The following is a 14,964-nucleotide window of genomic DNA, read 5'->3' as shown; positions in this document are numbered from 1 at the left end:
CATGAGGGGAGCCGAAAGGTGAAAACCGCGTCAGTCGGCACGCTGTACGTACAGCGTGACCGGCGCGCTACGATGGCGCACCTGCCCCTGGGCGTCGAGCAGCTCTGCCTGCAGCACGTATTGCCCACGGTCGAGATTGGCCAGCATGAAGGCATGGGTATGCATGGGGGTCTGACTCACCCGGCCGTCGACCAGCAGTCGAACGCTGTGGTCGGGACGCAGCTCGGGCTCGATGGCCAGCTCCACTTGCAGGTTGCCGGCATAGCTCGCGGGGAGATCCGCCCCATGCTGCGGCGAGCGGATACGAAAGGTGTCGTAGGGCATGAAGGGCTGGCCAGGCGGCTCCCCCATGCGTGGAGCTACGCCATCGACGCGCGGCGGTGCCGCCTGCCCTGCCTCGATGCCCGGTATCACGGTCAGCGGCGCCAGCTCGACCGGCTCGCCGCCACGACCGGGATCGTCGGTGAAGATCACGTTGCCCTGCGCATCGGTGGTGCGATAGATCGTCGTGGCCAGTGCAGCCTGAGCCAGTGCCAAGCCCAGCAGAAACAGCACGATCGCCTTGCCCATGAGGACTCTCCCTTGACGGCGACCCGCTCTTCGCTGACGGTCGTCCGGTGCCAGTGAACGTGTTTCCCCCGCGAACGTTTCGCATCCCAGTGTACGACAAAAAAGGGCCCCGCGATGCGGAGCCCCTGGTGGCAAACCGGTGGCAGGCCACCGGATGCAGCTGCTTAGCAGCTGTAGTACATGTCGAACTCGATCGGATGCGTGGTCATGCGGATACGCTCGACGTCTTCCATCTTCAGCTCGATGTAAGCATCGATCATGTCGTCGGTGAACACGCCGCCCTCGGTGAGGAAGGCACGATCCTTGTCCAGGGCTTCCAGCGCCTGATCCAGGCTGTGGGCCACGGTCGGCACTTTCTTGCCCTCTTCCGGCGGCAGGTCATAGAGGTTCTTGTCCATGGCATCGCCGGGGTGAATCTTGTTCTTGATGCCGTCGATACCGGCCATCAGCATCGCGGCGAAGCACAGGTAGGGGTTGGCGGTCGGGTCCGGGAAGCGAAGCTCGACGCGCTTGCCCTTGGGGCTCGCGGTATACGGAATGCGGATGGAGGCCGAGCGGTTGCGAGCACTGTAGGCCAGCATTACCGGCGCCTCGAAGCCCGGCACCAGACGCTTGTAGGAGTTGGTCGAGGCGTTGGCGAAGGCGTTCAGCGCACGCGCGTGCTTGATGATGCCGCCGATATAGTACAGGGCCATTTCGGAGAGGCCGGCATACTGATCGCCCGCGAACTGGTTCTGTCCATCTTTCCAGAACGACTGGTGCACGTGCATGCCGCTGCCGTTGTCGCCGACCAGCGGCTTGGGCATGAAGGTCGCGGTCTTGCCGTAGGCATGGGCCACGTTGTGAATGACGTACTTCAGCTCCTGGACTTCGTCGGCCTTCTTCACCAGGGTGTTGAACTTGACGCCGATCTCGTTCTGGCCGGCGTTGGCCACCTCATGGTGATGCACCTCGACGGTCTGGCCGATGGCTTCCAGGGTGTTGCACATGGCGCCGCGAATGTCATGGAAGCTGTCGACCGGGGGCACCGGGAAGTAGCCGCCCTTGACCCGCGGACGGTGCGCCAGGTTGCCGCCCTCGAGCTGGCGATCGGTGGCCCAGGCACCTTCCTCGGAGGTGATCTTGTACATGGCACCTTCGATATCGGCCTTCCAGTGCACTTCGTCGAAGATGAAGAACTCGGGCTCGGGGCCGAAGAAGGCGGTGTCGCCCAGGCCGGTGGACTGCAGGTAGGCCTCGGCGCGCTTGGCGATGGAGCGCGGGTCGCGCTCGTAGCCCTGCATGGTAGCCGGCTCGATGATGTCGCAACGCAGCACCAGCGTGGCGTCCTCGGTGAACGGGTCGAGGAAGGCGGTACCGTCTTCGGGGCGCAGGATCATGTCGGACTCGTTGATGCCCTTCCAGCCGGAGATGGAGGAGCCATCGAACATCTGGCCGTTCTCGAAGAATTCCTCATCGACGTCACGGGCCGGAATGGTGACGTGCTGTTCCTTGCCCCGTGTGTCGGTGAAACGCAGGTCGACCCACTTCACATCATGTTCTTCGATCAGGGCGAGAGTCTTGGCTGACATTTGTGTCCTCCGTTGAGCTGTGGCTCGATTCGTTTGGCTGAAGTCCACTGGCGCTGGTGCGTCGCAGCGCCTGTTGTAACACGCTGTGGGCTGGCTGCCCACGTTCGCCATGCACAAGCATGGAGAGCTGTATCGACAAATGCAGGAGGCGTGCCAAACTTGCACCATCCAAGCTCATCATAAAAATAACTCATTGTTTTCAAAATGAAATACTTTGCACCTCGCTTTATCTCACTGCACCAAGCGTGCTCGACGGAGACCTCGGCGGGCCGTTAGGAGGGAAAAAAGGCGTCATGATGGTGCAAGTAGCGCCTGGACGCACCGTAACAGTGCATGAAAGGACTGCGCGTTACACGATATCGATCGACACGCGGGCCTGGCAGGCCCGCAGGCGCTCGAGCAGATCGGGCAACGCATCGCTGCCCAACTGCGGGTCGAAGCCGCCGATACGCTCGAACCATTCGCGTGCCACCCAGAAGGTATCCAGCGGAGAAGGCCGCTGGAGCAGCCACCACCAGCGCAGCCAGCTGTGACGCCGCACCGGCAGGACTGCCGCATCCCAGCCGTTGGCGAGTTCGAGATCGATCAACCGCTGGCTAAGCCAGTTGGCGGCACGACGATCTCCCAGCCCGGGAAAGAGCAGCACGTTGCCGCGGCTGGCAGCGACCGCGGCGTTGAACCGGCTGCCCAGGCTGGCGGAGCCGCACGATATCAGAATCGCCTGGTAGCGCTGGGCCAAGTCCGGCAGCCGGCGGTCCCCGGTGTCATCCACCAGCAGCAGCTCATACCCTCCTTGCCAATGCCGGGCGGCCTGCTCGAAGAGAACCAGGCTGCGCGGTAGCTTGGCTCCCGCAGCGCGTGCATCGAAAATGACACTGGCAAGGGTCATGTCAGCTCCACCGAGGCAGATAAGGCGCCCGACAGCCAATTGCGTTACGAACTGTGTAGATAAGTTTAGAAAAGTATCGAAAAAGTTCCCTTGCTGAATTTCGTCGCACCCGGCTGCCCCATTCCTGCCCGAGTCACCGGGAGGGGAACATGGTGCGAGCCGCCCAGGAATGATGGAGACCGCCACGCCCGGGACTGAGAAACACCTGATGATGCGGTAGAGCTATTCCCCTTCCCCGCTTACCTGTACAATGCGCCTCCACTCCCTACCCCGCGCCTAGGGTACGTCCTTTTCGATGTGTACATAGGTGCGCCCCTGTTGATGAGTCACACCTTATGAACACAGCTGTAACCCCCTCTCGCATCGAGAGTTTGCGCAATATTGCCATCATCGCTCACGTCGACCATGGCAAGACCACGCTGGTCGACAAGCTCTTGAGCCAGTCCGGCACGCTGGACCGCAAGGCCGAGGGTCAGGAGCGCATCATGGACTCCAACGACCAGGAGAAGGAGCGCGGCATCACCATCCTGGCCAAGAACACCGCGATCCGCTGGCAGGATGGCAACGGCCGCGACTTTCACATCAACATCGTCGACACCCCCGGACACGCCGACTTCGGCGGCGAGGTGGAGCGCGTGATGTCGATGGTCGACTCGGTACTGCTGCTGGTCGACGCCGTCGACGGCCCCATGCCGCAGACCCGTTTCGTTACCCAGAAGGCCTTCGCCCAAGGCCTCAAGCCGATCGTGGTGGTCAACAAGATCGACCGCCCCGGCGCTCGTCCCGACTGGGTCATCGACCAGATCTTCGACCTGTTCGACAACCTCGGTGCCACCGACGAGCAGCTCGACTTCCCGATCGTCTACTGCTCGGCGCTCAACGGCATCGCCGGCATGGATCCGGAGGCGCTGGCCGAGGACATGTCGCCCATGTTCCAAGCCATCGTCGACATCGTCGAGCCGCCGGCCGTTGAGCTCGACGGCCCGTTCCAGATGCAGATCTCGGCGCTGGACTACTCCAGCTACGTGGGCGTCATCGGCCTGGGTCGCATCAAGCGCGGCTCGGTCAAGCCCAACCAGCAGATCGCGGTGATCGGCACCGACGGCAAGACCCGCAAGGGCAAGGTCGGCCAGGTGATGACCCACCTGGGGCTGGAGCGCGTGCAGACCGAGCTCGCCACCGCCGGCGACATCGTCTGCATCACTGGCATCGACGAGCTCTCCATCTCCGACACCCTGTGCGACCCGGCCGCCGTCGAGGCGCTGCCGCCGCTGTCGGTGGACGAGCCCACCGTCTCCATGACCTTCCAGGTCAACGACTCGCCGTTCGCCGGCCGCGACGGCAAGTACGTCACCAGCCGCAACATCAAGGACCGCCTCGACCAGGAACTGATCCACAACGTGGCGCTGCGTGTCGAGCAGGGCGAGAGCCCGGAGAAGTTCAAGGTCTCCGGCCGCGGCGAGCTGCACCTCTCGGTGCTGATCGAGACCATGCGCCGTGAAGGCTTCGAGCTGGCGGTGGGTCGCCCCGAGGTGATCATCAAGGAGATCGACGGCATCAAGCAGGAGCCGTACGAAGAGGTCATCATCGACTGCGAGGAGCAGCACCAGGGCGCCATCATGGAGGAGCTCGGCTACCGCAAGGGCGAGCTGACCAACATGAACCCCGACGGCAAGGGCCGCGTGCGCCTCGACTTCATCATCCCCGCACGCGGGCTGATCGGCTTCCGCGGCCAGTTCCTGACCCTGACCTCGGGCACCGGCATCCTCACCAGCCGCTTCGACCACTATGGCCCGCTCAAGCCCGACGCCGCCATCGAGCGCCGTAACGGCGTGCTGGTGTCGATGGTCGACGGCAAGGCGCTGGCCTACGCGCTGTACGCCCTGCAGGAGCGCGGCAAGCTGATCATCGACCACGGTACCGAGGTCTACGAAGGCATGCTGGTGGGTATCCACAACCGCGCCAACGACCTGGTGGTGAACCCCACCAAGGGCAAGAAGCTCGACAACATGCGCGCCTCGGGCAACGACGAGAACATCGTGTTGACCCCGCCGGTGAAGTTCTCGCTGGAGCAGGCCATCGAGTTCCTCGACGACGACGAGCTGGTGGAGATCACCCCCAACCACATCCGCCTGCGCAAGAAGTTCCTCAAGGAGCACGAGCGCAAGCGCAACAAGAAGTAAGCCGCCCCGGCGGTCACAAGAACCGGCGCCAGACTTCTGGCGCCGGTTTTTTTGTCTCTACCGCCCAGCGGTTCGAGCGCTGATGACTCCGACAATGGCCAATGTCTCACCCTTCTTGTCAGCCATGGCTGACAAGCCCATCAGAGAAAAACGACAGATTTGTTCGAGACGAGGCGCTACCCTCTTCTTCGCCAAGAAACCGCTAATGCAGCGTCGGGCGTGCCGTCAGCGCCCGGAAACATGGACGTAAGGAGACGTCATGGCCAGCCTGACCGGACTGCAGTTCACCCTGTCCCTGCCCGGAGGCGGCGACGTCGCAGTGGTGGATTTCACCCACCGCGAACGGCTCTCCAAGCCCTTCAAGCTGACCGTCAACCTGGCCAGTCGTCACGGCGACCTGGACCCCGGCGAACTGCTCGACCGCGAGGCCTGTCTCACGATCTGGCAGGACGGCGAGGCGCTGCGTCGGGTGCATGGCATCATCAGCGAGTTCGGCCGTGGCGATCGCGGCCACCGTCGTACCGTCTATTCGCTGGTGCTGCGCCCCGCCCTGTGGCGCCTCTCGCTGCGCCAGAACTCGCGCATCTTCCAGCAGGTCTCGCCGCTGGCCATCATCGAGACCCTGTGCCAGGAGCGCGGCCTGCGCGATATCGCCTTTTCCGTGACCCGCGAGCCGGAAGTTCGCGAGTTCTGCGTGCAGTACCGCGAGACCGACCTAGCCTTCATCGAGCGCCTGGCCGCCGAAGAGGGGCTGTGCTACTTCCACGAGTTCGACGAGGGCGGCCATCGCCTGGTGTTCGCCGACGCCCCCCAGGTCCTCACCGATCTTGGGCCGCGCACCTACCACAGCCGTGCCGGCGGCACCGCCCCCGGCCGCCACGTACGCCAGCTGCGCCAGCTCGCCCGGGTCGCGCCCGACTCGGTGATGCTCAAGGACTACTCTTTCAAGCGGCCCGCCTACGCGCAGCAGCACGAGCATGTCGCCGAGGACGGCGCCGAACGCGGCTACGAGCACTACGACTACCCCGGCCGCTACAAGCAGGACGCCTCCGGCCAGCCCTTCACCCGCGTGCGCCTCGAATCGCTGCGCCATGAAGCGCTCACCGCCGAGGCCCAGAGCGACTTGCCCGAATTCGCCCCCGGCTCGCGCTTCGTGCTCACCGACCACGATGCCGAAAGTCTCAACCGCGACTGGCAGCTGGTCGCGGTCACCCACCACGGCCAACAACCCCAGGCCCTGGAGGAGGACGGTATCGTCCTGAACGGTGAGCCGGGGGTGGCCGACGACGCGGGCGGCATGACCAAGTACCACAACGAGCTGGTGTTGACCCCCGGGGACGTCGCCTGGCGCCCCAGGCCCAACCCCAAACCGCGGGTCGACGGCCCGCAGATCGCCTTCGTGGTGGGACCGGCGGGCGAGGAGATCTACTGTGACGAGCACGGTCGGGTCAAGGTGCAGTTCCCCTGGGACCGCGACGCCGCACCCGATGAAACCGCCAGCGCCTGGATTCGCGTCAGCCAGGGCTGGGCCGGCGGCGGCTACGGCAGTATCGCGATTCCACGGATCGGCCACGAGGTGGTAGTCAGCTTCCTCGAAGGCGACCCCGATCAGCCATTGATCACCGGACGCACCTACCACGCGGTCAATCGGCCGCCGAACCTGCTGCCCGCCCACAAGACCCGTACCACGATCAAGACCCAGACCCACCAGGGCGAAGGCTACAACGAGCTGACCTTCGAGGATCAGGCCGGCGAGGAATTCATCTACCTGCACGCACAGAAGAACCTCGACGTGCACGTCGAGAACTCGCGACAGAAGCGCGTGGAGTACGACGACACCGCCACCATCGGCCACGACTCCCATCTCGTCGTGGCCAACGACCGCATCGAGACGATCGAGGGCAACCGCGAGGTCACGGTCGTCGCCAACCTCAGCGAGAAGATCGACGGCGAGCGCGGGCTACGCGTCGGCAGCAGCTTCCAGACCCACGCCGGCGGCGACATCACCCTCAAGGCCGATGGCGAGATCGTCCTAGATGCATCCAAGATCACCCTCGTCTCGGGCGGCGCGGCACTGGTCGTCTCGGGCGGGCGCGTCGACGTCACGCCGCAGCTCAACGTCGGCTCGGCCTCGCCCGGATCGGCCGCGTTGCCACCCATTCCCGCCGTGCTGGAAGCCGCCGCCGGCGAAGGCAGCCCCTTCGTCTCCCACTGCCCGCTGGCGGAGTGAGCCGTGTCGTCACATGACTACTGGACCGGGCGCTGCCACCTGCGCGCCGCTGCGCCCACGGCGAGGCACTGGCAAGCGGACACCGACGACGCCGTCGTCACCGTGGTGGTAAGGGCCGAATCGGAAACGGACATGCGCGCCCACCTGCACGCTACGCTCGACGCTGAAGGCCTCACTCTGGTACGCCTCGACGCGGTGCAGACCCTGCTGCAGCGTTTCCGCCGCGAAGGCATGTCGAAAATGCTGCTCGACCTGGCGGACGCGACCTCGCTCCGCACCCCGGTGGCCCTGGGCGAGATGCTCCCGTTGCTGCCGGAAGCGACAGCGCCAATCGAAGAGCCCGGCCCGCCGGCGCCGCCAGTGCATTACGACGAGGTCACCTGGTCGGACCTCTTCACTTCCACCGCCCTCACCTCGGCGCCGCTGTGGGCGGTGATCGACGGCGTCAACTGCCGCGACGTCATGCAGCGGCTTGCCGGCGCCGACGTTCAGAGCGCCTGCCTCTACGCCACCACCGATACCGCCACCCGCGCCATCGCGCCCTGGCTGGTACGGCTCGAACCCGACAGCGAGATCCGCCACTGGCTGGAAAGCCTGCCTCACGACCAGCACTGGGGCATCCTGCTGCAATCCCATGCCACCTTGAAGCAGCTACGCAGCCACCTGCGCAAGTACACCATGCTGTGGACCCCGGTCAACGACCAGGCATCGGTCTACTTCCGCTTCTACGACCCGCGCGTGGCGCTGGACATGGCCCAGGCGCTCGCCCCCTGGAAACTGTCCGCCTTCATGGCCCCGCTGGAAACGCTCATCGTGGGCATCTCCCCGCTGATGAACGTCCCCGACATGGCCAACCTCAGCGATGTACCCCACTTCGCCACCACGCCCGAAGAGTTGCAGGGACGGCTGCTGCGGCTGGCGCTGAACGACAGCGACACCGAGCGCCACGGCGAAGCCAACCCCGTCACTCCCGGCCGCAGCTTCGCCATCGATCCAACCGAGTTCGCCCGCTTCGGCGCGCTGCAGAAGACCCGGGCCCAGCGCAAACTGGCCAGGGAGCTCATGGAATCCTACGACACAACGCCGCTGGCAGACCTCCTCGCAGCGGTCGAGGCAGCAGAAAAACTGGGTCAGCGCTATGCAATGACCTCGGCGAAACAGGTGGCGACGTTGGCCAAGTGCATGCTGGAGTTCGGCCACGATTTCCTCCACGAATACCAGGATGCCAAGGGCATCCTAAACCACCCCAGCATGCTCGCATGGCAGAAGCGCAAGCTCATGGAAGAGTGGATTCCGCGTGGCCGTATTCGGCGTGACTTCCTGAAGCAGCAAGCACAAACCCGCGTGCAACCTGGCGCCTGGGTCGAGTCGCCCTAGCAGGCAGAGGAAAATCGGAATGAGCTACACACCCACCGCAGAAGATCTCGCTTATATCCTTGCCTCGGATGGAGAACGTTTCTCCGAGCAGGAACGTCGCATGTTGGGGGGCGAAATCGATAAGGCCTTCCAGCGCAGGAGCGATAACGGAGCGAGCGGCCTGGAGGGTACCATCATGAGCACCTGGGCCAACCGATGGGTCGAGTTGGGCGGCAACGGTGGCCAGGCTCTTACTGCCAGTCTCATTCCACCGGAACCGGGTGATGATGTCGTTCTCGACCCGGACTTCGCAGCCATCTGCGTCGAATGTCAATCCAACGAGCCCTGCTGTCTAATTTCGGGAAGCGTATCCGACAGCACCGATAGCACTCGCAAGATTACCTGGCCCCCAGTAATGGACGAGTCGGACGAGCAAGATATCGCGGCCACGACACTCCTGGTCGTCGCCAAGGAGGTGGAAGGCAGGCATTTATGCTCCAAGGTGCAAGTCGAATGGGAAGGGCAGCGCTGCCAGGTCGGACATTACGACCGACCCAGAATGGAGACAATGGGACTGACCGATGGACGTAGCCGAATCGAAGAGAAGCAGGTGGAAGTGGCCACAGGCTACGAGCAAATGCTCAATGTTAGCCTGGCACTGCGAAACTACGTACCAGAGAATGTGCTGTATGCGCTATTTGCCATGGATGCCGTGCTAGCCATTGCTTCGGCTGTCAAAGGAAGACAGGGGGCCAGCTTCATGCCCTACCAGTGCATTTCGGATGTCTCGATGGGCGCCCAGTGCCGTGTCATTCCGCTACCCTACGCCAAGCTGGATGGAAAGCTGGAACTGGCCACCCGCATCAGCTTCACCACGGCAGGAGTTTCCGCCTCCGCGGAGGCCAAGGGAACGCTTACCGGGCAGTATGGAGCCGACGAGTTGACGGCCGAAGGAAGCGCCGGTGGCTCCGCCAACACCGGCCAAGCTATTGATAGCGGCAAGGAAGCTCCGGGGCTCGTCGGTACCATGGCCAGTATCATCGAGAGGATGGATCACTATGTTTCCGTGGGCAATAGGCAGCGACAGGAGCTGGATCGTACCCAGTACGCCTCCGGTATTCAGCTCAGCAAGTCGTTGACCTTCGAGCCCAAGGGCTTCGAGCTGACCGCCGTCACGGGGTCTCCTGACCTGCTACTTGCCATCTCCAGCCTTGAATCGACGCTCAGCATCGGGGTATCGGGCAAGCTCGACTTCATCGATGCCCTGGCCTATGGCTTTAGCGGCCCCGGCGCCCGCGCCATTCAGGAGGCCCGGGCACGTATGGCAGCGGGGGAACATGTTAAGGCGAAATTGCAGGCGGATCTTGAAGTGGCCGCCACGGGCAGCCTGCGGCATACGATCGATAGCGGCGCGAGCATTACGATTCCGGCCAATGGCAACCTGGAAGCGGCCTATGCCGGTATTCAGCAGCAGTTTGGCGGTGAGCTCAAGATCAACGGTACGGCCGAAATTGCCATTCAAGTATCCACAGAGGTATGGGTATTCAGTGCCAAGGCTGGAGCCAGCGGCTCACTGCATACCGCCTGGATCTGGGCCATGCGTATGCACGAAGGTGAGCGGCAGCGTCGCTATGAGTTCGAAGGCGTTGTGCTGACGCTTACAGGTTACGCGGAAGTTCAATGGGAAAATAATGATAATAACGACAACGTCAGGCAAACAGGATTCAATGTCGGCGGAGAGCGTAGCGCAGAGATGCAAGCGGGGGATCTCTTCGAACAAGTAGGGAGACATATCGCCTCATCGCAAACGGCGGCAGAGAGGATGGCGCAGGAGCGGCCGGATGCTCCCGCAAGCGGCAGAGACTACCCCATATGGAGCCCCGAGGTAATCGAATGGCAAGCTTATTGAGACTGTTGAGTGTTACGTTTCTGACCATGATCGTCTGGCAAGGATCAGCAATGGCTAATAATTCAGAATATTTATATTATGCTCATGTTCATACTCAGGGGGCCGCTTGGTCCTTGCGTGTCAACGACATATTTGTGCGCGATAATATCGATGTGCCCTATGCAGATTATTCACCAAACATTGGTTTGAACCTGCGTCCGGGAAGAAATACCCTTTCTCTTCTCTTCTCCCCAATCACCGGGCAGGACCCGGATACTGGGGAGTATCTCTATGCTCTGCACGACGGCGTGTCAATCGATATCGCGATCGAACGTTATCAGTGGACGACGCAGGCACAGGAGCGCATCCGCCCCATTCGTATTCGCTATAACGAGGCAGAAGGCAAGTTCGAGCACCTCGAGCATACTGCCGGCGGTGAGGAACGCTTGCTTGAGCAGCCGCACCTGCGTAGCAATGGGCGCATGCAGCTCTCCGAGTTCGATAACATCATCTTTGGTGGTGGTCAGACGATTGATGGCTACCGTCTGGATATCACTTTTACCGTCGACGATCCCATCCCGGCCTTTCACTGGGAGCGGGAAGCCGTCGCACTGGAAGACTCCCCCGCGCTGCGGCGCGAGCTTCGCGATGCCTACCGCCATATTCATGGCTTGATTTCAAGAAATGATACAGAAGCGATCTTTCAGGAGGTGGAGCCGGTCTGGGAGCGCACGGCGTATATGCTGACGGAGAGAAACTCTGCCCGTGATTTTGTCGATAACGCTAGTCAAGGACTGGAAAAATTTGAACGAATCCGACCGGATGGTGCGGTTCTTCAGCCTCTATATTGGGGCGAGAACCCACAGAACGATCAGGTGGAATTCCTTGCCGATGGTCGCCTAGTGCGGATCCGGCCCAATCCCATACTCTGGGAGCATCCTCCGGCCGGTAGCGAGCGTTTCGCCAGCTTTCCGGTGGTCTTCTACAAGACCCGCAATGGTGAGTGGCGCGTCGCGGATGTGGCGACAAATATATGAAACCCGTCGCACGCAAGGGCGATCTGCATCGCTGCCCTATCCCTGGCCACGGCGTGACGGAAATCGTCTCGGACTCGCCCTCTGAGGTAGAGGGCCAGCCCGTGGCCCGGATGGGCGACAAGACCGGCTGCGGCGCCACCATTATCGAAGGGGCGAGCAGCTCCACCACCGATGGCAGGCCCACGGCTTATCTTGGCTGCAAAACGGACCACGGCGGTGAAATCATCACCGCCTCCAGCAAGGCCAAGGTTCAGCCATGAGGTCAAGGCTGCCAAGACTTCTGATCGTTGCCGTCCTGGCCGCCATCGTGTGGCAAGGACCGGCAGCGGCACAGGAAATAGAATATCAGTTAGGCATTCGTTGGAGCGTAAATGGTTTAGCGTCATCATTGGACATGCAAGATATTATGCTCGATTTCAAAGGCGTTCCAAGCGAGCAGAATACGATGTTGCCAGTCACGCAGTATGTCCGTAACGGCCGCAATGCCATACAGTTTTACGCTTGGCCAGTACCGTCTACTGAGCCATTTGACATTCAGCATGAAATTCGCCTCTCCATGGAGTATTGGCGACCCGGCCAAAACCCCAACACCGACGCCAGCACCGCGTTTGAAGTGGTGATGAGGCCCGGCGTGGAAGACGCCAAGCCCGAGATCGTCTCAAGAGATTTGGTCGCCCCCGTGCAGCCGCGGGAAGGCGAAATTCGCTGGGATAAGGACTACTTTAAATTAACTATTCCCTTAAACAACCGCCAGCCGATGCCTACCTGGTGCTGGGAAGAGGGCGAAGTCCTGCGCGACAACGAAGCCACCCGCGATAGCCTGACCCAGGCCTACCGCCGGCTACATAGGCTGTTTGCCGCGGGCGATAACGATGCCCTGTTAGCGGCCGCATCGACCAGGACAAAAGAACTCGCTCAAGCCACCGGCACCCCGGAAGCTTACGTGAGGAATAGGTTCAGCTACACCATGTTTTTCGATAACCCGGATGTTTACCAGCTAGACGACTTCCCTGAGGAGCCCATGACGTTAAATCTGGCGGCGGACAATCGTGTAGCCTGGCTAACGACACAGGGAGTTAGTGTTCCCCTTGTGTTTAGCCACGTTGGGACCGAGCACGGCGCCTCGTTTATTAGGCCTTACTTTATTCGTCGCGATGGCCTATGGGAAATTTGTCGATGAAACCCGTCGCACGCAAGGGCGATCTGCATCGCTGCCCTATCCCTGGCCACGGCGTGACGGAAATCGTCTCGGGCTCGCCCTCTGAGGTAGAGGGCCAGCCCGTGGCCCGGGTAGGAGACAAGACCGGCTGCGGCGCCACCATCATTGAAGGGGCGAGCAGCTCCACCACCGATGGGCAGCCCACCGCCTACCTCGGCTGCAAGACGGACCATGGCGGTGAAATCATCACCGCCTCGGGCAAGGCAAAGGTTCAGCCATAGCTGGTACAGCCTGCCCATCGCGACACCCGCCCCTTCGGCGGGTGTCGTCGTTTTGCGGTAAAAAACCTGCTTGACCCTCACGCGACGTGAGCCTCCAAGCTTCAGCCCACGCATGGAAGAGAGGAGACGAAGCATGCTGTTACGAGTCGGTGAATTGGCCAAGCGCACGGGTTTGACCGTGAGAACGCTCCACCACTACGACGAGATCGGCCTGCTCAAACCTTCCATGCGTTCCGATGCCGGCTATCGGCTCTATCGGCGCCAGGACGTCGCCCGCCTGCACCATATCCAGGCGCTGCGCTCCCTGGGCATGTCGCTGACCGATATCGGCGCCCTGCTTGATCGGCCTTCGTCCTCTCTCACCGCGGTGATCGAACGCCAGATACAGATGCTGGAACGCAAGATTGCGGACCAGGCCCAGCTGCGAGATCGCCTAGTGGCGCTGCATCGTCAGTTCGAGAACGGCGACGAGCCGGAGATGGACGACTGGTTGAAGACATTGGAGATGATGACCATGTACGACCGCTATTTTACCCGCGAGGAACTCGACCGCCTGCCGCTGTACCGGGTCGACGACGACCGACAGGCCGAATGGAAGACGCTCATCGGCGAAGCCCAGGACCTGATCCGCCAGGGTGTGCCGCCCAGCTACCGCGCCGCACAGGAGCTGGCACAGCGCTGGATGACGACGCTCGAGCGAGACACCGCCGGCGACCCCACGCTGCTCGACAAGCTCAACGCCATGCATGCCAACGAGCCGGAGGTTCAGGCGCAGATGGGGATCTCCACGCAGGTCTCCGAGTACGTGATGCGCGCGTTCGCCGAGTCCAAGCTGGCCATCTACCATCGTTACCTCAGCGAGGAGGAGTTCAGCTTCATGCGCCAGCGGTATCCGCAGCGCATGCACGAGTGGCCGACCCTGATGGCCAAGCTGCGCCAGCAGCTCGAGCAAGGCACCCCGCCGCAGGCCCCTGCCGTGCAGCAACTGGCCCGGGAATGGCTGGAGCTACTGCGTAGCTTCGCCGGCGACGACCCGGCCACGCATGAGAAGATTCGCCGGGCCAACGAGCAGGAGCCGGCGCTTCAGGCGAACGTGTGGATGACCGAGCGCATGAAGGAGTACCTGGGCAAGGCGATCGCGCACCTGACGGCGAGCTGAGCCACCCCACCCGCCACCGCCTACCTCGGTGGCGGGCTCCCCCTCCGCTATTCCCTCCTCCAGCAAAAAGCGCTTTTCCTGGCCGTGATCATGGAATCCCACCTTGGGTTTGCCGTAGAGTTCGGCGCTCACGCATTGCCATGTCTACCCTTGGAGAGAACCGACGTACAAGGAGAGCAGCCATGCACAAGCACGTGGAATGGGACGACCCCGGCGCCGACAGCGTGATGCGTCACTACGAGCGCAACCCGCAGGGCTATTCCGAACCCGGGCCCGGCGACATCCTCACCGCCCGCTTCCAGGGGCTGGTGGCGCGCGTGCGGGTCGAGGCCTACGTCGACGGCACCAGCATCGGCCCGGTGGTAGCATTGATCGAGCCGCGCAGCGGCAAGCGCCTGCAGACCCGCGGCAAGCTGGTGGTCGGCGACACGGTGCGCCTGCCGGATGCCAGCCGCGCCTTCGAGCCGCGCCCGAGCGACAGCGCCGCAGAGGACGAAGAGCCGCAGTGACTTCCACGAACCCGCGTCCCGGTCATCTGTCGTTTCCAACGTAGCCTTAACGATCGTCTACTGGCCAGGACGCAGGTTTGTGTCGCACAGTGTACGCGCCCACCGACCGGCCCACCCAACCGGCTTTCGGTA

The 14,964-nt window shown here is 62.6% G+C and carries 13 protein-coding genes; 10 read left to right on the top strand and 3 right to left on the bottom strand.

Annotated features, from left to right (window positions below):
- Positions 1-30: 30 nt before the first annotated feature.
- From KPL81_RS16800 to KPL81_RS16790, 3 genes are all read right to left on the bottom strand, one after another.
- Positions 31-570 (bottom strand): DUF4124 domain-containing protein, encoded by a 540-nt coding sequence (locus KPL81_RS16800; protein ID WP_219793155.1) that lies wholly within the window; start codon positions 568-570, stop codon positions 31-33.
- A 164-nt stretch (positions 571-734) separates the two neighbouring features.
- A complete protein-coding gene (gene glnA / locus KPL81_RS16795) occupies positions 735-2,141 on the bottom strand; it encodes a glutamate--ammonia ligase (protein WP_209475702.1) in 1,407 nt (468 codons plus the stop codon).
- 349 nt (positions 2,142-2,490) lie between these two features.
- Positions 2,491-3,030: a glycosyltransferase family protein gene (locus KPL81_RS16790; protein ID WP_219793154.1), complete on the bottom strand. Its 540-nt coding sequence runs from the start codon at positions 3,028-3,030 to the stop codon at positions 2,491-2,493.
- A 335-nt stretch (positions 3,031-3,365) separates the two neighbouring features.
- On the opposite strand from KPL81_RS16790, the gene typA reads away from it, so the two are divergent.
- The 10 genes from typA (at position 3,366) to KPL81_RS16740 (ending at position 14,832) form a co-directional block, all read left to right on the top strand.
- Entirely contained in the window at positions 3,366-5,213 is a 1,848-nt protein-coding gene (typA, locus tag KPL81_RS16785) for a translational GTPase TypA (RefSeq protein WP_209475698.1), read from the top strand.
- Between the two features lie 259 nt (positions 5,214-5,472).
- The gene (locus KPL81_RS16780; protein WP_219793153.1) at positions 5,473-7,443 is read left to right on the top strand and encodes a type VI secretion system Vgr family protein; all 1,971 of its coding nucleotides are present in this window, start codon (positions 5,473-5,475) and stop codon (positions 7,441-7,443) included.
- Positions 7,444-7,446: 3 nt separating this feature from the next.
- The gene (locus KPL81_RS16775) at positions 7,447-8,820 is read left to right on the top strand and encodes a DUF4123 domain-containing protein (protein ID WP_219793152.1); all 1,374 of its coding nucleotides are present in this window, start codon (positions 7,447-7,449) and stop codon (positions 8,818-8,820) included.
- 19 nt (positions 8,821-8,839) lie between these two features.
- Entirely contained in the window at positions 8,840-10,708 is a 1,869-nt protein-coding gene (locus tag KPL81_RS16770) for a hypothetical protein (RefSeq protein ID WP_219793151.1), read from the top strand.
- Entirely contained in the window at positions 10,693-11,724 is a 1,032-nt protein-coding gene (locus KPL81_RS16765; RefSeq protein WP_219793150.1) for a hypothetical protein, read from the top strand. Before KPL81_RS16770 ends, KPL81_RS16765 begins: the two co-directional genes overlap by 16 nt.
- Positions 11,721-11,984 carry a PAAR domain-containing protein gene (locus KPL81_RS16760; RefSeq protein ID WP_219793149.1) on the top strand — a complete coding sequence of 88 codons (264 nt, stop codon included), beginning with the start codon at positions 11,721-11,723 and terminating at the stop codon, positions 11,982-11,984. The genes KPL81_RS16765 and KPL81_RS16760 overlap by 4 nt, the downstream gene beginning before the upstream one ends.
- On the top strand, positions 11,981-12,904 hold the full coding sequence (locus tag KPL81_RS16755) for a hypothetical protein (protein ID WP_240549338.1): 924 nt from the start codon (positions 11,981-11,983) through the stop codon (positions 12,902-12,904). Before KPL81_RS16760 ends, KPL81_RS16755 begins: the two co-directional genes overlap by 4 nt.
- Complete coding sequence (locus tag KPL81_RS16750; protein WP_219793148.1) at positions 12,901-13,164, top strand: PAAR domain-containing protein; 264 nt, start codon at positions 12,901-12,903, stop codon at positions 13,162-13,164. Before KPL81_RS16755 ends, KPL81_RS16750 begins: the two co-directional genes overlap by 4 nt.
- A gap of 133 nt (positions 13,165-13,297) precedes the next feature.
- On the top strand, positions 13,298-14,323 hold the full coding sequence (locus KPL81_RS16745; RefSeq protein WP_219793147.1) for a MerR family transcriptional regulator: 1,026 nt from the start codon (positions 13,298-13,300) through the stop codon (positions 14,321-14,323).
- 182 nt (positions 14,324-14,505) lie between these two features.
- The gene (locus KPL81_RS16740; protein WP_219793146.1) at positions 14,506-14,832 is read left to right on the top strand and encodes a hypothetical protein; all 327 of its coding nucleotides are present in this window, start codon (positions 14,506-14,508) and stop codon (positions 14,830-14,832) included.
- The last annotated feature ends 132 nt before the right edge of the window (positions 14,833-14,964 follow it).

It is taken from the genome of Billgrantia antri, from assembly GCF_019430905.1.
Taxonomy (GTDB): Bacteria; Pseudomonadota; Gammaproteobacteria; order Pseudomonadales; family Halomonadaceae; genus Halomonas; species Halomonas antri.
This window is presented reverse-complemented; position numbering and strand designations above follow the sequence as displayed.

Coding starts and splice junctions, on each gene's coding strand:
- KPL81_RS16800 (WP_219793155.1), bottom strand. CDS start 570: ATGGGCAAGGCGATCGTGCTGTTTCTGCTGGGCTTGGCACTGGCTCAG.
- KPL81_RS16740 (WP_219793146.1), top strand. CDS start 14,506: ATGCACAAGCACGTGGAATGGGACGACCCCGGCGCCGACAGCGTGATG.
- KPL81_RS16750 (WP_219793148.1), top strand. CDS start 12,901: ATGAAACCCGTCGCACGCAAGGGCGATCTGCATCGCTGCCCTATCCCT.
- KPL81_RS16765 (WP_219793150.1), top strand. CDS start 10,693: ATGGCAAGCTTATTGAGACTGTTGAGTGTTACGTTTCTGACCATGATC.
- KPL81_RS16770 (WP_219793151.1), top strand. CDS start 8,840: ATGAGCTACACACCCACCGCAGAAGATCTCGCTTATATCCTTGCCTCG.
- KPL81_RS16755 (WP_240549338.1), top strand. CDS start 11,981: ATGAGGTCAAGGCTGCCAAGACTTCTGATCGTTGCCGTCCTGGCCGCC.
- KPL81_RS16760 (WP_219793149.1), top strand. CDS start 11,721: ATGAAACCCGTCGCACGCAAGGGCGATCTGCATCGCTGCCCTATCCCT.
- glnA (WP_209475702.1), bottom strand. CDS start 2,141: ATGTCAGCCAAGACTCTCGCCCTGATCGAAGAACATGATGTGAAGTGG.
- KPL81_RS16780 (WP_219793153.1), top strand. CDS start 5,473: ATGGCCAGCCTGACCGGACTGCAGTTCACCCTGTCCCTGCCCGGAGGC.
- KPL81_RS16790 (WP_219793154.1), bottom strand. CDS start 3,030: ATGACCCTTGCCAGTGTCATTTTCGATGCACGCGCTGCGGGAGCCAAG.
- KPL81_RS16745 (WP_219793147.1), top strand. CDS start 13,298: ATGCTGTTACGAGTCGGTGAATTGGCCAAGCGCACGGGTTTGACCGTG.
- typA (WP_209475698.1), top strand. CDS start 3,366: ATGAACACAGCTGTAACCCCCTCTCGCATCGAGAGTTTGCGCAATATT.